This window comes from Flavobacterium tegetincola DSM 22377 (assembly GCF_000425485.1).
In the GTDB taxonomy this organism is placed as follows: Bacteria; Bacteroidota; Bacteroidia; order Flavobacteriales; family Flavobacteriaceae; genus Flavobacterium; species Flavobacterium tegetincola.
Genome location: NZ_KE384385.1, coordinates 152,959 through 173,198, shown reverse-complemented (window position 1 = coordinate 173,198; position 20,240 = coordinate 152,959). Strand labels below are relative to the sequence as shown.

The 20,240-nt window shown below is 35.3% G+C and carries 16 protein-coding genes; 8 read left to right on the top strand and 8 right to left on the bottom strand.

The features are described from left to right. Positions 1-42: 42 nt before the first annotated feature. Positions 43-1,263 carry an MFS transporter gene (locus tag H602_RS0114000; RefSeq protein ID WP_026978568.1) on the top strand — a complete coding sequence of 407 codons (1,221 nt, stop codon included), beginning with the start codon at positions 43-45 and terminating at the stop codon, positions 1,261-1,263. Then, the gene (locus H602_RS0113995; RefSeq protein ID WP_026978567.1) at positions 1,253-3,106 is read left to right on the top strand and encodes a trehalase family glycosidase; all 1,854 of its coding nucleotides are present in this window, start codon (positions 1,253-1,255) and stop codon (positions 3,104-3,106) included. The genes H602_RS0114000 and H602_RS0113995 overlap by 11 nt, the downstream gene beginning before the upstream one ends. A gap of 91 nt (positions 3,107-3,197) precedes the next feature. Here the strand turns inward: H602_RS0113995 and H602_RS0113990 are convergent, their stop codons facing one another. Further along, positions 3,198-4,172, bottom strand: a complete 975-nt coding sequence (locus tag H602_RS0113990; RefSeq protein ID WP_026978566.1) for a polyprenyl synthetase family protein — start codon at positions 4,170-4,172, stop codon at positions 3,198-3,200. Between the two features lie 144 nt (positions 4,173-4,316). Here H602_RS0113990 and H602_RS0113985 point away from each other — a divergent pair, with 144 nt between their 5' ends. The 4 genes from H602_RS0113985 to H602_RS0113970 are packed head-to-tail and all read left to right on the top strand — an operon-like array spanning position 4,317 to position 10,978. After that, entirely contained in the window at positions 4,317-4,928 is a 612-nt protein-coding gene (locus H602_RS0113985; protein WP_342663505.1) for a TetR/AcrR family transcriptional regulator, read from the top strand. Between the two features lie 3 nt (positions 4,929-4,931). Then, the gene (locus H602_RS0113980) at positions 4,932-6,281 is read left to right on the top strand and encodes a TolC family protein (RefSeq protein WP_035759668.1); all 1,350 of its coding nucleotides are present in this window, start codon (positions 4,932-4,934) and stop codon (positions 6,279-6,281) included. 26 nt (positions 6,282-6,307) lie between these two features. Next, the gene (locus H602_RS0113975) at positions 6,308-7,462 is read left to right on the top strand and encodes an efflux RND transporter periplasmic adaptor subunit (protein ID WP_026978563.1); all 1,155 of its coding nucleotides are present in this window, start codon (positions 6,308-6,310) and stop codon (positions 7,460-7,462) included. Positions 7,463-7,486: 24 nt separating this feature from the next. After that, the gene (locus tag H602_RS0113970; protein ID WP_026978562.1) at positions 7,487-10,978 is read left to right on the top strand and encodes an efflux RND transporter permease subunit; all 3,492 of its coding nucleotides are present in this window, start codon (positions 7,487-7,489) and stop codon (positions 10,976-10,978) included. 186 nt (positions 10,979-11,164) lie between these two features. Here H602_RS0113970 and H602_RS0113965 read toward each other — a convergent pair whose 3' ends face one another. Further along, positions 11,165-11,509, bottom strand: coding sequence for a toxin-antitoxin system YwqK family antitoxin (locus tag H602_RS0113965; RefSeq protein ID WP_026978561.1), 345 nt, complete (start codon positions 11,507-11,509; stop codon positions 11,165-11,167). 199 nt (positions 11,510-11,708) lie between these two features. Next, entirely contained in the window at positions 11,709-12,704 is a 996-nt protein-coding gene (locus tag H602_RS0113960) for a TlpA family protein disulfide reductase (RefSeq protein WP_026978560.1), read from the bottom strand. Between the two features lie 237 nt (positions 12,705-12,941). Between H602_RS0113960 and H602_RS0113955 the strand changes: the two genes are divergently transcribed. Beyond that, the gene (locus tag H602_RS0113955) at positions 12,942-13,487 is read left to right on the top strand and encodes a hypothetical protein (RefSeq protein ID WP_026978559.1); all 546 of its coding nucleotides are present in this window, start codon (positions 12,942-12,944) and stop codon (positions 13,485-13,487) included. A gap of 226 nt (positions 13,488-13,713) precedes the next feature. Beyond that, a complete protein-coding gene (gene aspS, locus H602_RS0113950; protein WP_026978558.1) occupies positions 13,714-15,459 on the top strand; it encodes an aspartate--tRNA ligase in 1,746 nt (581 codons plus the stop codon). 77 nt (positions 15,460-15,536) lie between these two features. Here aspS and H602_RS19960 read toward each other — a convergent pair whose 3' ends face one another. Genes H602_RS19960 through H602_RS0113925 form a run of 5 tightly spaced genes read right to left on the bottom strand, consistent with a single transcriptional unit; the run spans position 15,537 to position 20,229 of the window. Then, the gene (locus H602_RS19960) at positions 15,537-15,674 is read right to left on the bottom strand and encodes a hypothetical protein (protein WP_157505074.1); all 138 of its coding nucleotides are present in this window, start codon (positions 15,672-15,674) and stop codon (positions 15,537-15,539) included. 38 nt (positions 15,675-15,712) lie between these two features. After that, the gene (locus tag H602_RS0113940; RefSeq protein ID WP_026978557.1) at positions 15,713-16,012 is read right to left on the bottom strand and encodes a type II toxin-antitoxin system RelE/ParE family toxin; all 300 of its coding nucleotides are present in this window, start codon (positions 16,010-16,012) and stop codon (positions 15,713-15,715) included. Beyond that, positions 16,002-16,235: a hypothetical protein gene (locus H602_RS0113935; RefSeq protein ID WP_026978556.1), complete on the bottom strand. Its 234-nt coding sequence runs from the start codon at positions 16,233-16,235 to the stop codon at positions 16,002-16,004. Before H602_RS0113935 ends, H602_RS0113940 begins: the two co-directional genes overlap by 11 nt. Before the next feature lie 42 nt (positions 16,236-16,277). Beyond that, entirely contained in the window at positions 16,278-19,589 is a 3,312-nt protein-coding gene (gene mfd / locus H602_RS0113930) for a transcription-repair coupling factor (protein WP_425402326.1), read from the bottom strand. 52 nt (positions 19,590-19,641) lie between these two features. Further along, the gene (locus tag H602_RS0113925; RefSeq protein WP_026978554.1) at positions 19,642-20,229 is read right to left on the bottom strand and encodes a hypothetical protein; all 588 of its coding nucleotides are present in this window, start codon (positions 20,227-20,229) and stop codon (positions 19,642-19,644) included. Between the last annotated feature and the right edge of the window lie 11 nt (positions 20,230-20,240).

The window sequence follows — 20,240 nt, the reverse complement described above, 5'->3', positions numbered from 1 at the left end:
AGCATTTGGTTTATTTGTACATTTATAACTAAATCGGAACACATGAAAAACATAGGAATAAAAATCTCCTTGTACCTAAATTACTTCGTTTTTGCAATTTTACTCAACAGCGTAGGAATTGTGATCTTAAAATCCCAGAAAAATTACGGAGTTAATGAAGTACAAGCAAGCATACTTGAAGCATTTAAAGATTTGCCCATTGCCATCGTTTCCTTTTTTATTGCGTCTTTTTTGCCCAGAATTGGTTATAAAAAAGCAATGCTCATTGGACTTGGATTGGTTACCATTGCAAGTTTAAGTATGTATTATGGCAACTCATTTAATTCGGCTAAAATTTTATTTGCTACAGTGGGAATTTCATTTGCGTTGATAAAAGTTTCTGTTTATTCCTTAATTGGAACAGTTACCGAAAATCAAAAAGAACATAATTCGCTGATGAGTTCTATTGAAGGTGTCTTTATGATTGGAATTGCGTTAGCTTATTTCCTTTTTCCTGCATTCAATACTACTGAAAATCCTGATTCCTGGCTCAACGTGTATTGGCTTTTGGCATCGATTTCTCTTCTGTCCTTTGTGTTTTTATTGTTTACAAAATTTGAAAAATCAGAAGCAATTCCAGGTGTCAATTTAATGGACGATTTTCTGCAAATGTTCAAATTAATTACCAAGATCATTACTATCGTTTTTGTAATAAACGTTTTTCTTTTTGTAATGATTGAGCAAGGAATTATGTCGTGGTTGCCAACATTTAATGAAAAAGTATTGCATCTTCCCGAAAATATAGGGATTATGATGGCAAGTATTTTAGCAATTTCATTAGCCGTCGGACGACTTGCTGCAGGATATATTACCAAGAAAATCAACTGGATTTGGGTACTTACTTTCTGCATAATAGCGGCAATGCTGCTTGTGATTTTTGTACTTCCAAAAACGGTAGGATTAGAAGTTAAAGCGATTAATTCTCTTGCGGATATTCCACTAATTGGTTTTGCATTTCCATTAATTGGGTTGTTTATAGCACCAATTTACCCGCTTTTGAATTCGGTTGTTTTAAGTGCTTTGCCACAAAAACTACACAGTTCTATGACGGGTTTAATCGTAATATTTTCGGCACTTGGAGGAACGTTAGGTTCTCGAATTATCGGATGGTTGTTTCAAAATCAAGGTCCAGAAAATGCATTTTATTTTACTTTAATCCCGATGGGTTTATTGCTAATATCATTCTTTATTCTCAAAAAATTAACTACCAAAAATGAAGCTTAAACTACATATTGAATCAACACTAAAAGCCTTGCTTGCCCAAGAAGATACGGACAATGATAAGAAAATCACGGTGGATGATTGTGGTCCAAAACGCTTTGTTTTGAACGATGCAAACGGCAAGTCGGTAGTAATTGAAGGAACGTATCACTTGTCTAATTTACTTCAAGAATTGGCTTTGGCCAAAAAAACTCAAACGGAATTTACAGAAGTTGATTTAGATGAAATTTTAGAAAATCCTGTTGAACGAATTTCTAGAAAAATAAAAACATTGTATTGGAAAGGCTTAACTCGAACTATTGATGCCGACGGAATACAGCAAATTCTCACGGACGAAAAGACACAAAGTGAGTTTTCCTATTTGTATGTTCCTGCAAGTGATAACGATGCGTTTGAGTATTTTAAAAACCTCGAGGCTTCTTATTCAAAATTAAAAGTGGTTGCATTACCGCACCTTATTTCTGCTGAATTTGAACTCACATTAAACAGGCAACCTGGAATTTTAGCTTTGGCAATGAAGGATGGAAGAGGAATTCCTTTTGTAGTTCCTGGTGGTAGATTCAATGAAATGTACGGTTGGGACAGTTATTTTATCGCAAAAGGACTTTTAATTGACGGCGAAGTCGATCTTGCCATTTCAATTGCAGAAAATTTTAAATACCAAATTGACCATTATGGAAAAATTCTGAATGCCAATCGAAGTTATTATCTTTCTAGAACCCAACCGCCATTATATACTTCGTTAGTAGTTGATATTTTAAAGAAGTCCAATCAGGAAATCTCTTGGATTGAAAAACACCTGAAAACGTGCATTAAAGAATACCAGCAAGTGTGGATGGGCGAGGGAAAGCGATTGACATCAAATGGATTAAATCGGTATAAAGCAGAAGGAATTGGACTTCCATTTGAAGTAGAATCAGGACATTTTGATGATATTTTAGAAAAATATGCACTAAAGTATAAGCTGCCGCTGCGTGATTTTGAAAAGAAATATTTAGAACGTGAAATTGTAGACGCGGAACTCGACAACTACTTTATGCACGATCGAAGTATGCGAGAAAGCGGTCACGATACCACAAATCGATTGGTAGCTATTTGTGCTGATCTAAACACTGTTGCTCTAAACAGTTTGCTTTATAAGTATGAAACGGACATTGAATTTTTAATTGGAAACTATTTCAATAATGAATTTCAATTGGATAAAAACACGAAATACACTTCGGAGTATTGGCAGAAAAAAGCAACTTCAAGAAAGCAGAAAATCAATGATTTGTGCTGGAATGAAAATGAAGAAATGTATTTTGATTACAATTTTGAATTAAAAGAACAGCAGAATTTTGAAGCAGCAACAACATTTTATTCGCTTTGGGCAAAATTATGCAGTGCGGAACAAGCTGAAATTTTAGTAAAAAAGACACTTTCTAAGTTCAAAATGAGAGGTGGAATTTCAGGAAGTACTAAAAAATCCATTGGAAATATTCCAGCGGACGCTCCAGTCCGACAATGGGATTATCCATTTGGCTGGGCACCTCATCAGATATTTTTATGGAAAGGTTTGCTGAATTACGGATACATGGAAGAAGCTCAAGAAATGGTGTACCGCTGGTTGTGGTTGATAACAAAAAACGCAGTGGATTTTAACGGAACCATTCCCGAAAAGTACGATCTAGAAAGTAGTTCGCATAAAATTTTTGCCGAATACGGTAACGTAGGAACCGAATTTAATTACATTACAGAAGAAGGTTTTGGTTGGATGAATGCGTCGTATCAATTTGGGTTGACCATTTTAAACTCAGAATTGAAAAGTAAATTAAATTTATTAACTCCTCCTGAAGATTTGTTTTAATCGGATGCAAAAAAAATGCAAATTCGCAATTTTGACGAATTTGCATTTTTACAAGTATTATAATGAAATTAAAGTGTTTAATACTGAAACATTACACATTCCGACTCATTAATTTCTCTCCAAACAATCGTAGAATCGCTTTTTTATCTGCAGAAATTTCCAACTTTTCTAAAGTTTCAAAAGCAATCATTGTAAAATCAGTGATGGCTTTTTGCGTAGCGGCTGCAGCGCCCGTTTTTTCAAAAACTTTTTTTACAGATTCTACTTTATCAGTAGTGTCTACAGGATGTATTGAAAATAAATGCATCAGTTCTTCGCGTTGTTCTGCAGTAGAAAACTCTTGCGCTTTTAAGTATAAATAGGTTTTTTTATTTTCAATAATATCACCGCCCACTTGCTTTCCAAAGGTGGCTGGATCTCCAAAAGCGTCTAAATAATCATCTTGCAATTGAAAAGCCAAACCTAAATTCAATCCAAAATCATAAATTAATTCGCAGTTTTCAGTTGTAGTTGACGCTATTATAGCACCCATTTTCATCGCTGCAGCAACAAGTACGGCCGTTTTATACTCAATCATTTTTAAATATTCCGGAATAGAAACTTCCTCTCGATCTTCAAAATCCACGTCCCATTGTTGGCCTTCGCAAACTTGAATTGCGGTTTTGCTAAACAATTTTGCCAAGTCTCTAAAAACGGCAGGTTCGTATTGTTCAAAATATTGGTACGCCAAAATCAGCATTGCATCGCCTGAAAGTATTCCGGTATTCAAATCCCACTTTTCATGCACCGTTTCATTTCCTCTTCGTAAAGGCGCGTCGTCCATGATGTCATCGTGAATCAACGAGAAATTATGAAAGACTTCAATGGCCAAAGCTGCCGGCAATGCCTCTTTATAATCAGTTCCAAAAATTTCTGCCGTCATCAAGGTTAAAGTAGGACGAATTCTTTTTCCGCCTAAAAGTAAAATATAACTGATTGGTTCGTAGAGGTTTTTTGGTTCACGCACAATTTTCTGGGCGGACAAATAGTCTTCTATAAATTCTTGATACTGCTTGATGGAACGCATGATGGTCTAATTTTTTGGCTAAAATAATCTTTTCCATCCTCATTAAAAATCGCAATCCTTAAAACGACTGTTAAATATACAATAAAAACCAAGGAAACTATTTTGGTGTTTAAAGTTTCCGACTTACATTTGCACTCGAAAATAATGAAGAAGGCAATGATGAAAAGTAAAATAATCAACAAATCCAGGGAACTCTTTCTAAGATTGGGTTTCAAAAGCATTACCATGGATGATATTGCTGCAGAGATGTCGTGCAGCAAGAAAACCTTGTATAAGTTTTTTGACAACAAGGAAATTCTTGTTGAGGAAACAATCGAAGAGGTTCAGAATGAAATACATTATAATATCTCTAAAATCCTGACGGAGAACGTAAATGCAATTGCAGGAAATTTTGAAGTTACGGCGTATTTTGAGGATATGTTTAAATCGTCAGAAACTTCGCCAATTCATCAATTAAAGAAGCATTACCCTGACATTTATAGGAAAGCCCACGACAGGCAAGTGAATGAATGTAAGGTTTGGTTTGTCAATAACATTCAAAAAGGTATTGATCAAGGTTATTTTAGGAGTGATATTGATCCTGATACTTACGCGAATTTCTATTATTTGCTCATTTTCCAAATCAATGAAAACACGGTGAACGTAAGAGATGCAGCGGCTTTAGAATTAAAAGCTTTGGAATACCATATTCGGGCCTTGGCTACGCCAAAAGGAATTATAGAATTAGAACTACAATTAGCACAAATACATAATTAAATAATGAACAAAAATTTTCTTTTAATCGCTTTTCTAGTGCTTTCAAACGGTTTGTTTGCACAAAATAATGCGCCAAAAACGTATCGTTTTTCAGTGGAAGAAGCTGTGACTTTTGCTGTGGAAAATAATTACTCGGCCATAAATGCCGGTCGTGATATTGACGCTGCTAAACAGAAAAGACGCGAGACTATTGCAACGGGTTTGCCCCAAATTACGGCAGGTGTGGATTATACCAATAATTTTGCATTGCAGAAATCCTTGGTTCCAGCGGAATTTTTTGGCGGACAACCTGGAGAATTTGCTGAACTTGCTTTTGGAACTAAACACACAATGACGGCGCGTTCTCAATTGAGTCAATTGCTTTTTGACGGTTCTTACATTGTAGCACTTCAAGCGTCACGCACGTATTTAAAATATTTTGAAAATTACAAACAGAAAACCAACATTGAGGTGCGGGAAATGGTTATCAACTCCTACACCAACGTGCTTCTTGCTGAAGAAAATATTTTGATTTTAAACAAAAACAAGGAGGTCTTGGATAAAATTTTATTTGACACCAATGAAACTTTTAAGAACGGTTTGATCGAAGAGGAAAATGTCGAACAGCTTAAAATTACGCTTTCATCAGTGGTGAGTAATTTGAATTATACGTTGCGATTGAAACAAATTTCCATCAATATGCTTAAATTGAATTTGGGAATTCCAGTAGATTCTGAATTGATTTTAACCGACAAATTGGACCAACTCAATCAAGCCAATCTTGATTTTGCAATGGCAACACCTTCATTTGATGTAAAGAAAAGTATTGATTATGAAATCAGTCAAAGTCTTGTGGACCAACGTAGATTGGAATTAAAATTAGAAAAAAGTAAAGCGCTGCCAAGTCTTTCTGCCAACATGAATTTTGGCTACAATGCTTTTGGTGATGATTTTAAATTTACAAGCAGCGACCAAAAATGGTTCAATTATTCAAATTTAGGACTTTCATTAAACATTCCAATCTTCAGTAGTTTTGGCCGTCAAGCGAAAACTCAACAAGCCGAAATTGAGTTTGATAAAGCTAAAACGCAGCAAACCGAAGCCGAACAACAACTGCTTTTGCAATTTCAAACAGCAAAAAGTGATTACGAATTTCGTGTGGAACAATATACAAGTGCCAAAGAAAATTTGCGTTTAGCCGAACGAATTGAACGCAAACAAAATGTCAAATTTACTGAAGGTATTTCAAGCAGTTTTGACTTTACAGACGCACAACAGCAACTGTACAAAGCCCAACAAAATTATTTGCAATCGATGGTTGATGTCATAAATACAAAAGCAACGCTTGACAAACTCCTTACAATTCCTAATTAATGCTCTCATTTGAAAAACAGAATACAATGAAAAAAATAATTTCCCTTTCCGTACTCGCTTTTGCTTTATACAGTTGTGGCGACCAATCCACTAAAGATGTTGAAACAGTAATTGCAACTAATGATTTAAAGCAAATCAACGAAAAGCGCGATCAAATCCATCAGGATTATGAAAAGTTAGCTGCTCAAATGGCACTTTTGGATGCCGCAATTATCAAACTAGACGATACTAAAAGATATCCTTTGGTAAAAACGATGACGGTTATAGATTCTGCATTTACACATTATATTGAATTGCAAGGAAATGTGGATACTAAAGAAAACATCCTCATTTACCCAGAATATTCTGGAATTCTAACCGCTTTAAATGTAAAATCGGGTCAGAAAGTGTCTAAAGGACAAGTTTTAGCACGAATTGACGACGGCGGAATGAGTGCTCAATTGGCTCAAGCCGAAAATAAATTGGCATTGGACAAAACTACGTTTGACCGTCAGAAAAATCTCTGGAATCAGAAAATTGGTTCGGAAATTCAATATTTGCAAACGCAAACTGCTTATCAAAGTCAGCAGAAAATGGTGAAACAGATGCAGGCACAATTGTCAAAAACAGTTGTTCGAGCGCCATTTTCAGGAACCATTGATGAGGTGCTTGCCGAACGTGGTCAAGTTGTAGCTCCAGGTCAAGAATTATTTAGAATTGTAAATCTTGGAAATATGTATGTAACAGCAAATGTGCCTGAAAACTACTTGAGTCAACTGAAATTAGGTGCTACTGTTGAGGTATATTTAAACGCTATTGGCAAAACATATAAAGGAAAAGTACGTCAAGTGGGAACTTTTATCAATCCAAACAACAGAACGTTTGGAATTGAGATTGCGGTTCCAAATCCCGATAATTTATTGCGTCCGAATCAAGTGGCTGTTTTGAAAATTGAAGATTATACGAGTAAAAATGCACTTTTGATTCCTGAAAATATCATATCAGAAAATGCGTTGAACGAGAAAATTGTTTACGTAATAACCAATGAAAAAGAACCAAAAGTAGCACAACGAATCATTGAAGTGGGATATGCGTCTGGTGCATTGGTAGAAGTAAAATCAGGTTTAAAACCGGGTGAAATCATTGTAACCGATGGTGGAAAAGCACTTTCAGACGGTGCCGCCGTGGAAATCATTAAATAATTGACCTCATAATACATCTAACTCATGAGTAATAAAATAAACAAGGAATTTGCCGTTTCAACTTGGGCAATTAATAATAAGATGACGGTTTATGTCATTACCGCCATTTTACTTATTGGTGGTTTATTGTCCTACTATGCAATGCCTCGGGAAAGTTTTCCTGAAATTGTGGAAACCAAAATTTACATCAGTTCAATAAATCCAGGGAATTCTGCCGAAGATGTGGAAAAATTGATTACAAAACCTTTGGAAGAAGAATTCAATAATATTTCGGGCGTTACCAAAATTACGTCGAATACATTGGAAGATTATTCCATGATTTTAGTAGAATTTGACGAAGATATTTCGGTAGAAGATGCCAAACAGAAGGTCAAGGATAAGGTGGACAAAGTAAAATCAGATACACAATGGCCCACAATTGATGGTGGTGGTAAAGTTGAGCCAAATGTTTTTGACTTGAATATTGCCGAAGAAGTGCCAATTTTGAATATCAATCTGCGAGGAGATTATCCTTCGCAGAAATTGAAAGAATATTCAGAATACATTGAAGAACGCGTAGAACGTTTGCCACAAATTAAAGAAGCGGCAATTCGTGGAGTGGATGATAAAGAGGTGGAAATTGCTGTAGACATTTATAAAATGAGTGCTGCAAAAGTCAGTTTTGACGACATCATCAATGCGGTGAAATATGAAAACAAGACCATTTCTGGTGGAAGTGTTTCCAATAACGGCATCAAGAAAAATATCAGAGTGATTGGTGAAATTAATGATCCGAATCAACTGGCGAATATTGTAGTTAAAAAGCAAGACGGAAATGTGTATTTGAAAGACATTGCTACTATTGTGTTCAAAGAAAAAGAACGTACCACTTTTGCACGAGATTTCGGCGATAATGTGGTAATGGTTGACATCAAGAAACGAAGTGGAAAAAACATGGTGGAAGCCGTGGATGGAGTGAAAGCCATCATTGAAAAAGCACAAGAAAACTATTTTCCGGAAGGATTAAAAATCACGTATGCCAACGATCAATCGGAACGAACGATTGCACAAGTAGACGATTTGGTAAACAATATCATCTTTGGAGTTTTGCTTGTAATCATCGTTTTAATGTTTTTCTTGGGATTGAGAAATGCGTTATTTGTAGGGTTTGCGATACCACTTTCGATGTTTATGTCGTACATGATTCTCGCCTCGTTTGGAATTACCTTAAATACTATGGTGCTTTTTGCCTTGGTTATGGGACTCGGAATGTTGGTGGATAACGGAATTGTAGTGGTGGAAAATGTCTACTCGCTAATGAGTCAAGGAATGTCCAGAAAGCAAGCTGCTATTGAAGGTATTGGCGAGATTGCTTGGCCAATTATTGCTTCGACAGCAACAACTTTAGCCGCATTTTTTCCGTTGGGATTGTGGCCGGGAACGATGGGTAAATTCATGATTTACTTTCCAATGACGCTTTCTGTGGTTTTGTTTTCGTCTCTTTTTGTGGCTTTAATTATCAACGCGACCTTGACTGCCGATTTCATGCAATTGCAAGAAAAAGAAATGCCGCGTAAAAAATTAATTTTCATCAGCAGTGTTATTGGTGGAATTGGAGCCGCAATTTTAGTGTTTGGATTAGCAACAGATTCTGGATTCGGAAGAGGAATTGGAAACTTGATGTTGTTTTTTGCCATCATGATGTGGGTTTATAAATATTTCCTACTGAAAAGAATGGATAAATTTCAGTCTACGAGTTTAGTAGGTTTGGAACGCAGATACCAACAGTTTTTGCAGTTCGCATTGACTGGAAAAAGACCTCGATTTTTCTTTTTAGGAACTTTTGCCATCTTGATCCTGTCTTTCGTAGCAGTTGGAATTGCTAAACCTAACGTGTTGTTTTTTCCAGAAAATCAGCCGAACCAAATCATGGTTTACATTGAATTTCCAGAAGGAACGGATATTGCAAAGACCAATACTTTTACCAAAGAAATTGAAAAGAAAGTATATGCCATTGCCAATAAATATGAGAAGGATGGCAAAAACTTTATGGTAGAAACCGCCATTGCACAAGTAGGTCAGGGTGCTGGAAATCCACAAACGGACGGCGGTTCTGAAAATGATATGCCGCACCGTGGAAAAGTTACGTTGACCATGCGGGAATATAAATACCGTCAAGGCATCAACAGTTTGGACGTGATGGAAGAGATTCGTAAGTCAGTTCAAGGCTATCCCGGTGTTTCAATTATAGTGGAAAAAGAAGCAAACGGACCTCCAGCAGGTTATCCGGTAAACATTGAAATTACAGGAGAAGATTATAGAGAAATGTTGCTTGAAGCCAATCGATTGAAGGACTTTTTGAACAAAAGAAATGTGGCTGGAATTGAGGAATTAAAAATTGACGTCAATAAATCAAAACCAGGTGTGGATATTTCTATTGATGTGGAAAAAGCAGGTCAATTGGGAATTACTTCCAGTCAAGTGGGGCAAACGTTAAGGCGTGCGGTTTTTGGCGAAAAAATTTCTACTTACAAAGAAGGGAAAGACGATTACGAAATCAATGTTCGGATGGAAGAAGAACAGCGAAATGATAATAAGGTAATTTACAATCAGCCCATTACGTTTAGAGATCAAGCGTCTGGAAAACTGGTTCAAGTGCCTATTTCAGCAATTACTTCGATGGAAGATTCCAATACATTTAATACCATTAAACGTAAAAACTTGAAGCGTGTAATTACCGTTTATTCCAATGTAATTGGTGGTTACAATGGAAACGTAATCGTGGATAAATTAAAAGGAGAATTGTCTGATTATAAAATGAAAGGCGATATTACTTTCGCTTTTACTGGTGAGCAAGAAGAACAAGCTAAAAACATGAGTTTCTTGGTAAATGCTTTACTAATTGCAATTGGTGGAATTTTATTGATTTTAGTGGCACAATTTAACTCGATTTCAAAACCTATTATAATCTTGGTATCGGTGTTATTGAGTTTTGGAGGTGTTTTCTTCGGAATGGTAATTTTCAACAATGATTTTGTCATCATCATGACGATGATGGGGATCATTTCCTTGGCCGGAATTGTGGTAAATAATGCCATTGTGTTGATTGATTACACACAACTTCTAATTGACAGAAAGCTCCATGAAAATGGAATGGGCGACAAGGAATTGCTAACCAAGCAAGAATATTTTGACATTATGGTTGAAGCGGGTCGATCACGTTTGCGTCCGGTTTTATTGACGGCAATTACCACCGTTTTAGGTTTGGTGCCACTTGCCATTGGCTTGAATATTGATTTCTTTAATCTTTTCATCAATTACAATCCAAATATTTATTTGGGTGGAGATAATGTAGTATTCTGGGGGCCTTTGGCAAAAACTGTAATTTATGGTTTGATCTTCGCAACGTTCTTGACTTTAGTTATTATTCCGGTCATGTTCTTTATTTTGCAAAAGATAAAGATTAGATTGAAGAATAGAGGAACTAAAAGTGGTGAGAATTCAGTAGAATTAATTGGTCAGAGTTCAGTAGATTAGCGTTCAGGCGAGGAAGTTAATAGTTCTCGGTTTTCCGTTAGTAAGTGATCTATTTACTGAATTTAGAAATAAATTGATTTATAGATATAACCTCAACTTTATCGTTGAGGTTATTTTTTTTGAATAGTTTGCATAAAAAAAAGCGTTCTGTACAGAACGCTTTTCGATTTTAAAAATAGTAACCTATCAATTTTTATTAACCAATGCTTCCTCTTTCCACGTTTTAACAAAAGCTACTCGATTTTCTGAGTAATCCACTTCGCTTAAAACAGTATTATTCCAGAAAATCCACTTTCCTGTTTTTACACCCTCATTGTATTCTCCCATTGCTTTCTTCTTACCCGATTCATCGTAAGAAGTCCATTGGCCGTGCACTTTTCCGTTTTTGTAAAATCCTTCTTGACTTACCGCTCCATTTTCAAAATAATAAGTTGATTTTACTAAATCACCTAGAACTTCATGTTTCGGAGGATGGTTTGCAAAGATTAATCCTGAAATTAAAAATGCTCCTATTATCATATACTTTTTCATCGCTTTTTATTTTTTAATTGTTTTATAAACTCTATATTCAATTCGCTTAATTTGAATTGATTACTCAAATGTAAAAAAAAGATTTACATAAAAAAAACTTTTACTTAACAATTTGGTAACATAGCGAAAAACTTAACATTGAATTTCTGAAGCAAAAAAAACCGCCTTAAGAAAGACGGTTATATGTGGAACGTTTTTGTTACTTAACTAATGTTTCCAGTAATGCGGTTAACGCAGGGTTTGAAGGACGATCAGCACTTGCGTTAATAATAGTTCCTTGCGGATCAATTAAAATGAATCGCGGAATTCCAGTAATTCCGTACGCTTTTACAAAATCTGAATTCCAGTCGTTATCGGCTACAAGTTGAATGCCGCCTAATTCTTTAGTAACTACAAATTTTTTCCACTTCTCATAATCTCTTTTGGTGTCAATTGAAATGCTTACAAATTCGATATTTTTACCGTGGAATTGTTGTTCCACTTTTTTCAATGAGGGAATTTCAGCGATACAAGGCCCACACCACGTAGCCCAAACATCTACATAAACATATTTTCCACGTAAATCTTCTAATTTGGTGGTGCCGCCTTTGTGATTTTCATAATTAAAAGTAGGAGAAGCTGTATTATTTAGCTTTCGGATGGCCAATTCCTCTTTATAATAGTGCTTTAATCCTTTTAAAGAATTAGTAATTTCAGTGCTGTGCAAAGTGGTAAAGGCTGGATCTAATTTAGCATCCTTCAGTCGCTTTAGGTCGCTTTGTTGTTTATCAACAGCCATTTTTTCAAAAGTACTTTCATCTGCTTTTAGCATTTCATCAAAGCTGAAATTCTCGTCTAATAATGCTTTTTGTGCTAAGAAATTATTTTCTTTCGCGCCTTTTCCTGCATACACAATACTTTCGTCAAATTCTTTGGCATCCATCTTTAAATTTAAATCCATTCCATTTCTCAGAAAAAGAGACGTGTTTTCAACGCCATCACTCAAACGGTACATTCCCTCAGTTACTTTCAACGTATCTTGAAAGCGGCCTGAGTTGTTCAAAGTAAATTCTTTTTTAAACTTATTTGGACCTAATATGTACAGTTTGTCGCCGTTTTTATTATCAATTTTAGCTTCAAAAGTCACATAGTTTTTTTGGGCGAAAGCCGAAACGGAAAGGACTGTAAGTAAAATTCCTGTTATAATTATTTTCATAAAATAGAAGTATTGATTTTTATAATATCAAATATAGTTTTTTTATGTTTTGGTAGCGAAATTTTTTAAAATCAATTTAAAGTACACGTACAGTATTCAACCTTATTATTTATAGTAGAGGAATTGCAATTGCAACTATAATTTAGGACATTAAATGTATTAAATTTCCAATTTGTTAATGATAATTTATCTTAATGAAAAATTATTTGATATAAATTTACTACAAAACATAAAAATATGAAAAAACTATTTATTGCATCGGTTTTAGTATCTGGATTGATTTCTTTGAATTCTTGTAAGAAAAGTGAAAGTACTGTGGAAACTAAAACTACAGAAAATACGGCATTAGAAGGAAATAACTCCACTCCAGAAGCTGAGACTGCATCACAGCCCAAAACATTTTTAGTAACAGCAACTCCAGATCTTGTTTTACTTGGAAAAGATAAAGAAGCTTCCGTAAAACTTACCAATTTAAAAGCGATTGAATTATCGAATCCTGACGGAAAAATTACGGGTATTGAAATGTCTTATGATGTCGAATTGACTAATAAAAACCCAATAGCAAAAGGAGGATATATTCAATTGGATCTTTCAAAATTCAGATTGCTTTTAGACAATGGATCAAAAATTTCGCACGACAAATATAACTATGTTAGTGCAGATGCTGATGAAACTAAAACGACAAACGGTAATACGTTTAAATTACCTGCAGGAACAAAACCTGTTTCTTTAAATCTTTTTTACAATGAAACTATTGTAAATGTGAAATTAGAATTAAAATAAAAAAGCAAAATTTTTCATGCAATTATTGCATCGTTTCAGTAAATAGAATTGAATCTACTTTAGTGTAAACTGAAGTAGATTTTTTATAAATGAACTTCTTTTTCCTTCCGAAAACGTATTTTCAATTAAATTTTTGATTCCTTCCACTTTTCTAAAACGATTAGTGAATCTTCATACGTTCTTAATTTAAAACAAAACACTATTTTTGCAGTCTAAAATTTTGATAATGTATAGAAGTCATAATTGTGGAGAACTAAACGCTTCACACATCAATACCGAAGTTACACTTGCTGGATGGGTTCAAAAATCACGTGATAAAGGATTCATGAATTGGGTCGATTTACGCGATCGATATGGAATTACGCAATTGATTTTTGACGAAAGTCGCTCTGAAAAATCTGTTTTTGAAAAAGCAAAAACGCTGGGTCGTGAATTTGTAATTCAAGTTAAAGGAACCGTAATAGAGCGTGAAGCGAAAAATAAGAACATTCCAACGGGTGAAATTGAAATTTTAGTTACCGAATTGACTGTTTTAAACCAAGCAATCACGCCTCCTTTTACAATTGAAGATGAAACGGACGGTGGTGAAGATATTCGAATGAAATACCGTTACCTAGATATTAGAAGAAATCCGGTAAAAAACAGCTTGTTGTTCCGTCATAAAGTGGCGATGGAAGTTAGAAAATACCTTTCGGACTTGGATTTTTGTGAAGTGGAAACCCCTTACTTAATTAAATCGACTCCAGAAGGTGCGAGAGATTTTGTAGTTCCTTCCCGTATGAATGAAGGGCAGTTTTATGCGTTACCACAATCGCCACAAACTTTTAAACAATTGTTGATGGTAGGTGGAATGGACAAATATTTCCAAATTGTGAAATGTTTCCGTGACGAAGATTTAAGAGCCGACAGACAGCCTGAGTTTACACAAATCGATTGCGAAATGGCTTTTGTGGAACAAGAAGATATCTTAAATATTTTTGAAGGATTGACGCGTCATTTATTGTTAGAAATTAAGGGAATTGAGGTAGATAAATTTCCAAGAATCACGTACGATTATGCAATGAAAACGTACGGAAACGACAAGCCAGACATTCGTTTTGATATGAAATTTGGTGAATTGAACGAAGTAGCACAACATAAAGAATTCCCTGTATTTAATGCAGCCGAATTGGTAGTAGGTATTGCAGCACCTGGTTGTGCATCTTATACTCGAAAAGAAATCGATGCATTAATAGACTGGGTAAAACGTCCACAAGTAGGTGCTTCCGGAATGGTTTACGTAAAATGCGAAGCCAATGGAACGTATAAATCCTCGGTAGATAAATTTTACGACCAAGAAGATTTGGCCAATTGGGCAAAAGCAACGGATGCAAAAGAAGGCGACATGATTTTTGTACTTTCTGGTCCAGCAAATAAAACAAGAGCGGCACTTTCTGCTTTACGTATGGAACTTGCAACACGTTTGGGATTGAGAAATCCAGCGGTTTTTGCACCTCTTTGGGTAGTTGATTTTCCTTTATTGGAATTTGACGAAGAAAGCGGTCGTTACCACGCAATGCACCACCCGTTTACATCCCCAAAACCAGAAGATATGGCTTTATTGGAAACCGATCCAGGAAAAGTTCGTGCCAATGCTTATGATATGGTGTTAAACGGAAATGAAATTGGTGGAGGTTCCATCCGAATTCACGACAAAGCAACCCAAGCCTTGATGTTTAAATATTTAGGATTTACCGAAGAAGAAGCAAAAGCACAATTCGGATTCTTGATGGATGCTTTCCAATATGGAGCGCCACCACACGGAGGTTTGGCTTTTGGATTGGATAGATTGGTTGCCATTTTAGGCGGTCAAGAAACGATTCGTGATTTTATTGCTTTCCCTAAAAACAATTCAGGAAGAGATGTTATGATTGACGCGCCTTCCATGATTGACGAGAAACAGTTGAATGAATTGCATATTCAATTGAAGTAAGAAAGTTTTTATAAAAAAGGAAGCCTCGAGAAATTCGGGGCTTTTTTTGTGCTATAATTTTTTGAAAAAGCTGATTTCTACAACATCTCCATTAATTCCAAAGCTCTAGTAACCGGTTTTACATTATCAAAAGTCAATAACAACTTCAAGCCTTTAGGTGTTTCTTTTTCTTTGATTCGTCCTAATTTTGGATTGGTTTGCACAAACTTTAACACCTTCGTGAATTCGTTCGATTGGTAATAAGCTGATTTTCTTATAAGTGCGTTATTTTTGAATCAATATCTGCTCTTGTACTCCAAAATGCTATTATGTAAACTTCATCGGAATCAAACAAATAATAAATTCCATAAGGAAATTTTTTGAGCCAAATAATACGAATCATCTTATGTCGAAATTGAAAACCTTCAGGATTTTCAGCAATTTTTAAGAAGCTATTTCTTAATTTTTTTTCAAGACGCTGACCTAAAGTCTTGCTGATTTCAGTGTTTAAGACAACTACGTTTTCTATTTCAATGGGTGCTGTAGATTTAATAACGAGTTTTTTATAACTCATATTTAGCCTTTAAAGCATCTAAAAATTCAAAAGCATCAACATCAGAATCTTCTTTATGCTGATGGCCATGAAGTCTCCTTTCAAGCTCATTTTTTTGTTCCTCTGTTAAATTTGAAGGATTTAATTCTGTCAGAACAAAAGCCTTCACCTTTTTAAGCAGTGAAATGTCATTGATGTTTTGAAGTAAATCAATTACTAGCGACTTTTCTGTTTGAATACTCATCTTTTTGTAAATTAATGACTTTAACAAATATAATAAATATACCTACAACATCTCCATCAACTCCAAAGCCCGTCTCACGCTTTTTACATTATCAAAAGTCAATAACAACTTCAATCCTTTTGGGGTTTCCTTTTCTTTGATTCGTCCTAGTTTTGGATTGGTTTGTACAAACTGTAACACCTTCGTGAATTCTTTAGATTGGTAATAAGCCGATTGATGGTCGGAAACAAAATAAGCAATCATTTTGCCTTGTTTCATGACTAGTTTTTCAATTCCAAATCGGGTTGCAATCCATTTAATTTTAATGCTACTCATTAATGAAAGCGCTTGTTTTGGTAAAGGTCCAAATCGGTCAACCAATTTGATTTCAAAAGCCAAAAGTGCATCTTCGTCTTTAATCAAGCTCAATTCATTATATAAATTCAAGCGTTCTGAAATGTTGTTGATGTACTCATCTGGAAACAACAATTCGAAATCTGTATCAATTTGAATGTCTTTAACGAAAGGTTTTGGTGGTGCATGTTCATCGACTGGATACAGTTCTTTAAACTCATTTTCCTTCAATTCTTCAATGGCTTCGTTCATGATTTTTTGGTAGGTTTCAAAACCAATTTCATTGATAAAACCACTTTGTTCACCACCTAATAAATCTCCAGCTCCTCGAATTTCCAAATCTTTCATCGCAATATTAAAACCGCTTCCCAATTCACTGAATTGTTCCAAAGCTTGAATTCGTTTTCGCGCTTCATCCGTCATTGCTGAATACGGCGGACAAATAAAATAACAAAACGCTTTCTTATTACTTCGACCCACACGACCTCGCATTTGATGCAAATCAGAAAGTCCAAAATTATTCGCATTATTGATGAAAATCGTATTGGCATTCGGAACATCTAATCCACTTTCGATGATGGTTGTAGCTACTAAAACGTCGAAATCACCGTTCATAAAAGCCAACATCAATTCCTCCAATTTTTTTCCGTCCATTTGTCCGTGGCCAATTCCCACACGAGCTCCAGGAACCAATCGCTGAATCATTCCAGCAACTTCTTTGATGTTTTCAATTCGATTATTGACAAAATACACTTGTCCGTTTCGCTGAATTTCATACGAAACTGCATCACGAATCATTTCTTCCGAAAATCCCACAACATGTGTTTCAATCGGATAACGATTGGGTGGAGGAGTAGTGATTACGGATAAATCTCGAGCCGCCATCAATGAAAATTGCAACGTTCTCGGAATCGGAGTTGCCGTCAAAGTCAACGTGTCAATATTAGCCGAAATCGTTTTTAATTTGTCTTTTACATTGACACCAAATTTCTGTTCTTCATCAACAATTAACAAACCTAGATTTTTAAATACTACATTTTTATTGACCAATTGATGTGTTCCAATCACGATATCTAATCTTCCTTCCGCTAAATCTTTAAGCGTTTCTGCTTTTTCTTTTGCCGTTCTAAATCGATTTAAATAACCAACCGTTACCGGCATATCTTTCAATCGTTCTGAAAAAGTACGCGAATGTTGGTACGCCAAAATAGTGGTCGGAACTAAAATCGCCACTTGTTTTCCATTATCAACCGCTTTAAATGCCGCACGAATGGCAACTTCTGTTTTTCCAAAACCTACGTCACCACAAACCAATCGGTCCATTGGTCGGTCACTTTCCATGTCGTTCTTTACATCTTGTGTCGCTTTTCCTTGGTCGGGCGTGTCTTCGTACATGAACGAACTTTCCAATTCCTTCTGCAAATAACTGTCGGGACTGTATTGAAAACCTTTTTCCAATCGACGTTTCGCATACAATTGAATTAAATTGAATGCAATATGTTTTACTCGAGCTTTGGTTTTCTGTTTTAAAACTTTCCAAGCATTCGAACCTAATTTGTATATTTTCGGAGGCGTTCCATCTTTTCCATTGAACTTTGAAATCTTGTGCAACGAGTGAATACTCACATAAACAATGTCGTTATCTGCATAAACCAATTTGATGGCTTCTTGCGTTTTGCCTTCGACTTGAATTTTTTGCAATCCGCCAAACTTTCCAATTCCGTGGTCAATGTGGGTTACATAATCACCAACAGACAACGTGTTAAGTTCTTTTAAAGTAATTGTCTGCTTTTTTGCATATCCATTTTTGATGTGAAATTTATGATAACGCTCAAAAATCTGATGGTCGGTATAACATGCGATTTGCAATTCTTCATCAATAAAACCTTCATATAAAGGAAACACGATGTTGTCATACGATTTGGTTGCATCTTTAAACTCTTCTTCATTCAACGCTGCAAAAATATCTTGAAAGCGATTCGCTTGTTGCAAATTTGAACTTAAAAGATAATTTTTTACCCCGTTTGAATAATTATCGTTGAGATTCTGATACAGTAAATCAAACTGTTTGTTGAACGAAGGTTGCGGTTGAATGTGAAATTCAAATGTCTTTTTAGTCCTGAAAATGGCTTTACTTCCCAATTCTACAATGGAGAAATCGAGTGCTTTTTTGATAAAAGAAGCTTGATTTAAATAAAGCATTTCCGGTTCGGAATGCTTGATTTCTTTATTCAGTTTTTCAAAAGCGACTTCTGCTTTTTCAAACATTTTGTCTAATTTGCTAAAAAGACCTTCTGTATTGTGGATAAAAATAGTCGTTTTCGGATTGATGTACTCTAAAAAACTCTCTCTATTTTCAGCAAAGAATTTATTTTCAACGTTGGGAATGATGTTGATTTTCTTTTGTTTTTCAACAGAAAGTTGGGTTTCCACATCAAAACTTCGGATGCTTTCTACTTCATTTCCAAAAAATTCGATTCGGTACGGATAATCATTTGAAAAAGAAAATACATCGATAATTCCACCTCGAACAGAAAATTCTCCAGGTTCTGTGATAAAATCCACGCGTTTAAATTCGTATTCAAATAAAACTTCATTAATGAAATCGATGGAAATTTGGTCGCCAACCGCAACTTTCAATGTGTTTTTATCCAATTCTTTTTTAGTCACAACTTTTTCAAAAAGTGCTTCAGGATAAGTGACAATTAAAGCGGGTTTCTTTCGAGAATTAATTCGGTTCAATACTTCTGCACGAAGCAAAATATTCGCGTTATCGGTATCTTCAATTTGATACGGATTTCTGTAGGAACCCGGATAAAACAAAACATCTTGGTCGTTAATCAACTGCTCCAAATCATTCAGATAATAAGCCGAAGATTCCTTGTCGTCTAAGATTAACAACATCGGATTTTCTGTTTTTGAAAAAATAGCTTGTGTCACGAACGATAACGACGAAGCAATTAATCCTTTCAGATGTATTTTCTGTTCAGGAACGGCAAGAATTTCGGCAATCTGATTGATTTTTGCCGACTTTTCATAGCGTTTTTGTATGGAAGTAATGTTCTTGCTCAATTTATGGAAGTATAGGTTTTGACGAAGGAATGGCGCGCGTTGTGTCTAGCATTCTAATCATATCGGCTTCTCCTTGTTCTACTGGAATTTTTTCTTTTCGTATAATTTCTTGAAATTGTGCTTCAAGAGATCGCAACCCTTTATTCACATTAGGAATTATGGCAACCACTTTTTCTGCAGGAATTTTATCTAAATTGATGTACAAATCCAATTGATGCAACTGGGTTATAATTATAGCTATTCGACTTTTAACTTGTGGCTTGTCATATTTTGCGGGAATATTATTATTCAAAGCTTCAGCTTTTTTCGAAAGTGCAATTGCTTTTTTTCGAAATGCATTTATGGACGACTTTGGCTTTTGCTCCAATTCGCGTGAGAAATCATTCCACTGGTTCCAACTTTTCAATATGGATTGCACTTCCTCGGTTGAAGAAGGTTGGTCAAAACTCCAGCCTTTATTGATTTTTGCAAAAACAATTTGGGATTTTTCTACCGATTTTAGGCGTTCTTTTTCGCGTATTGCGTCCTCATCTTGACAGGATAACAATAATAGTGAAGGAAGTAGCAACAAAATAAACTTAAGATTCATTCGTAAGAATT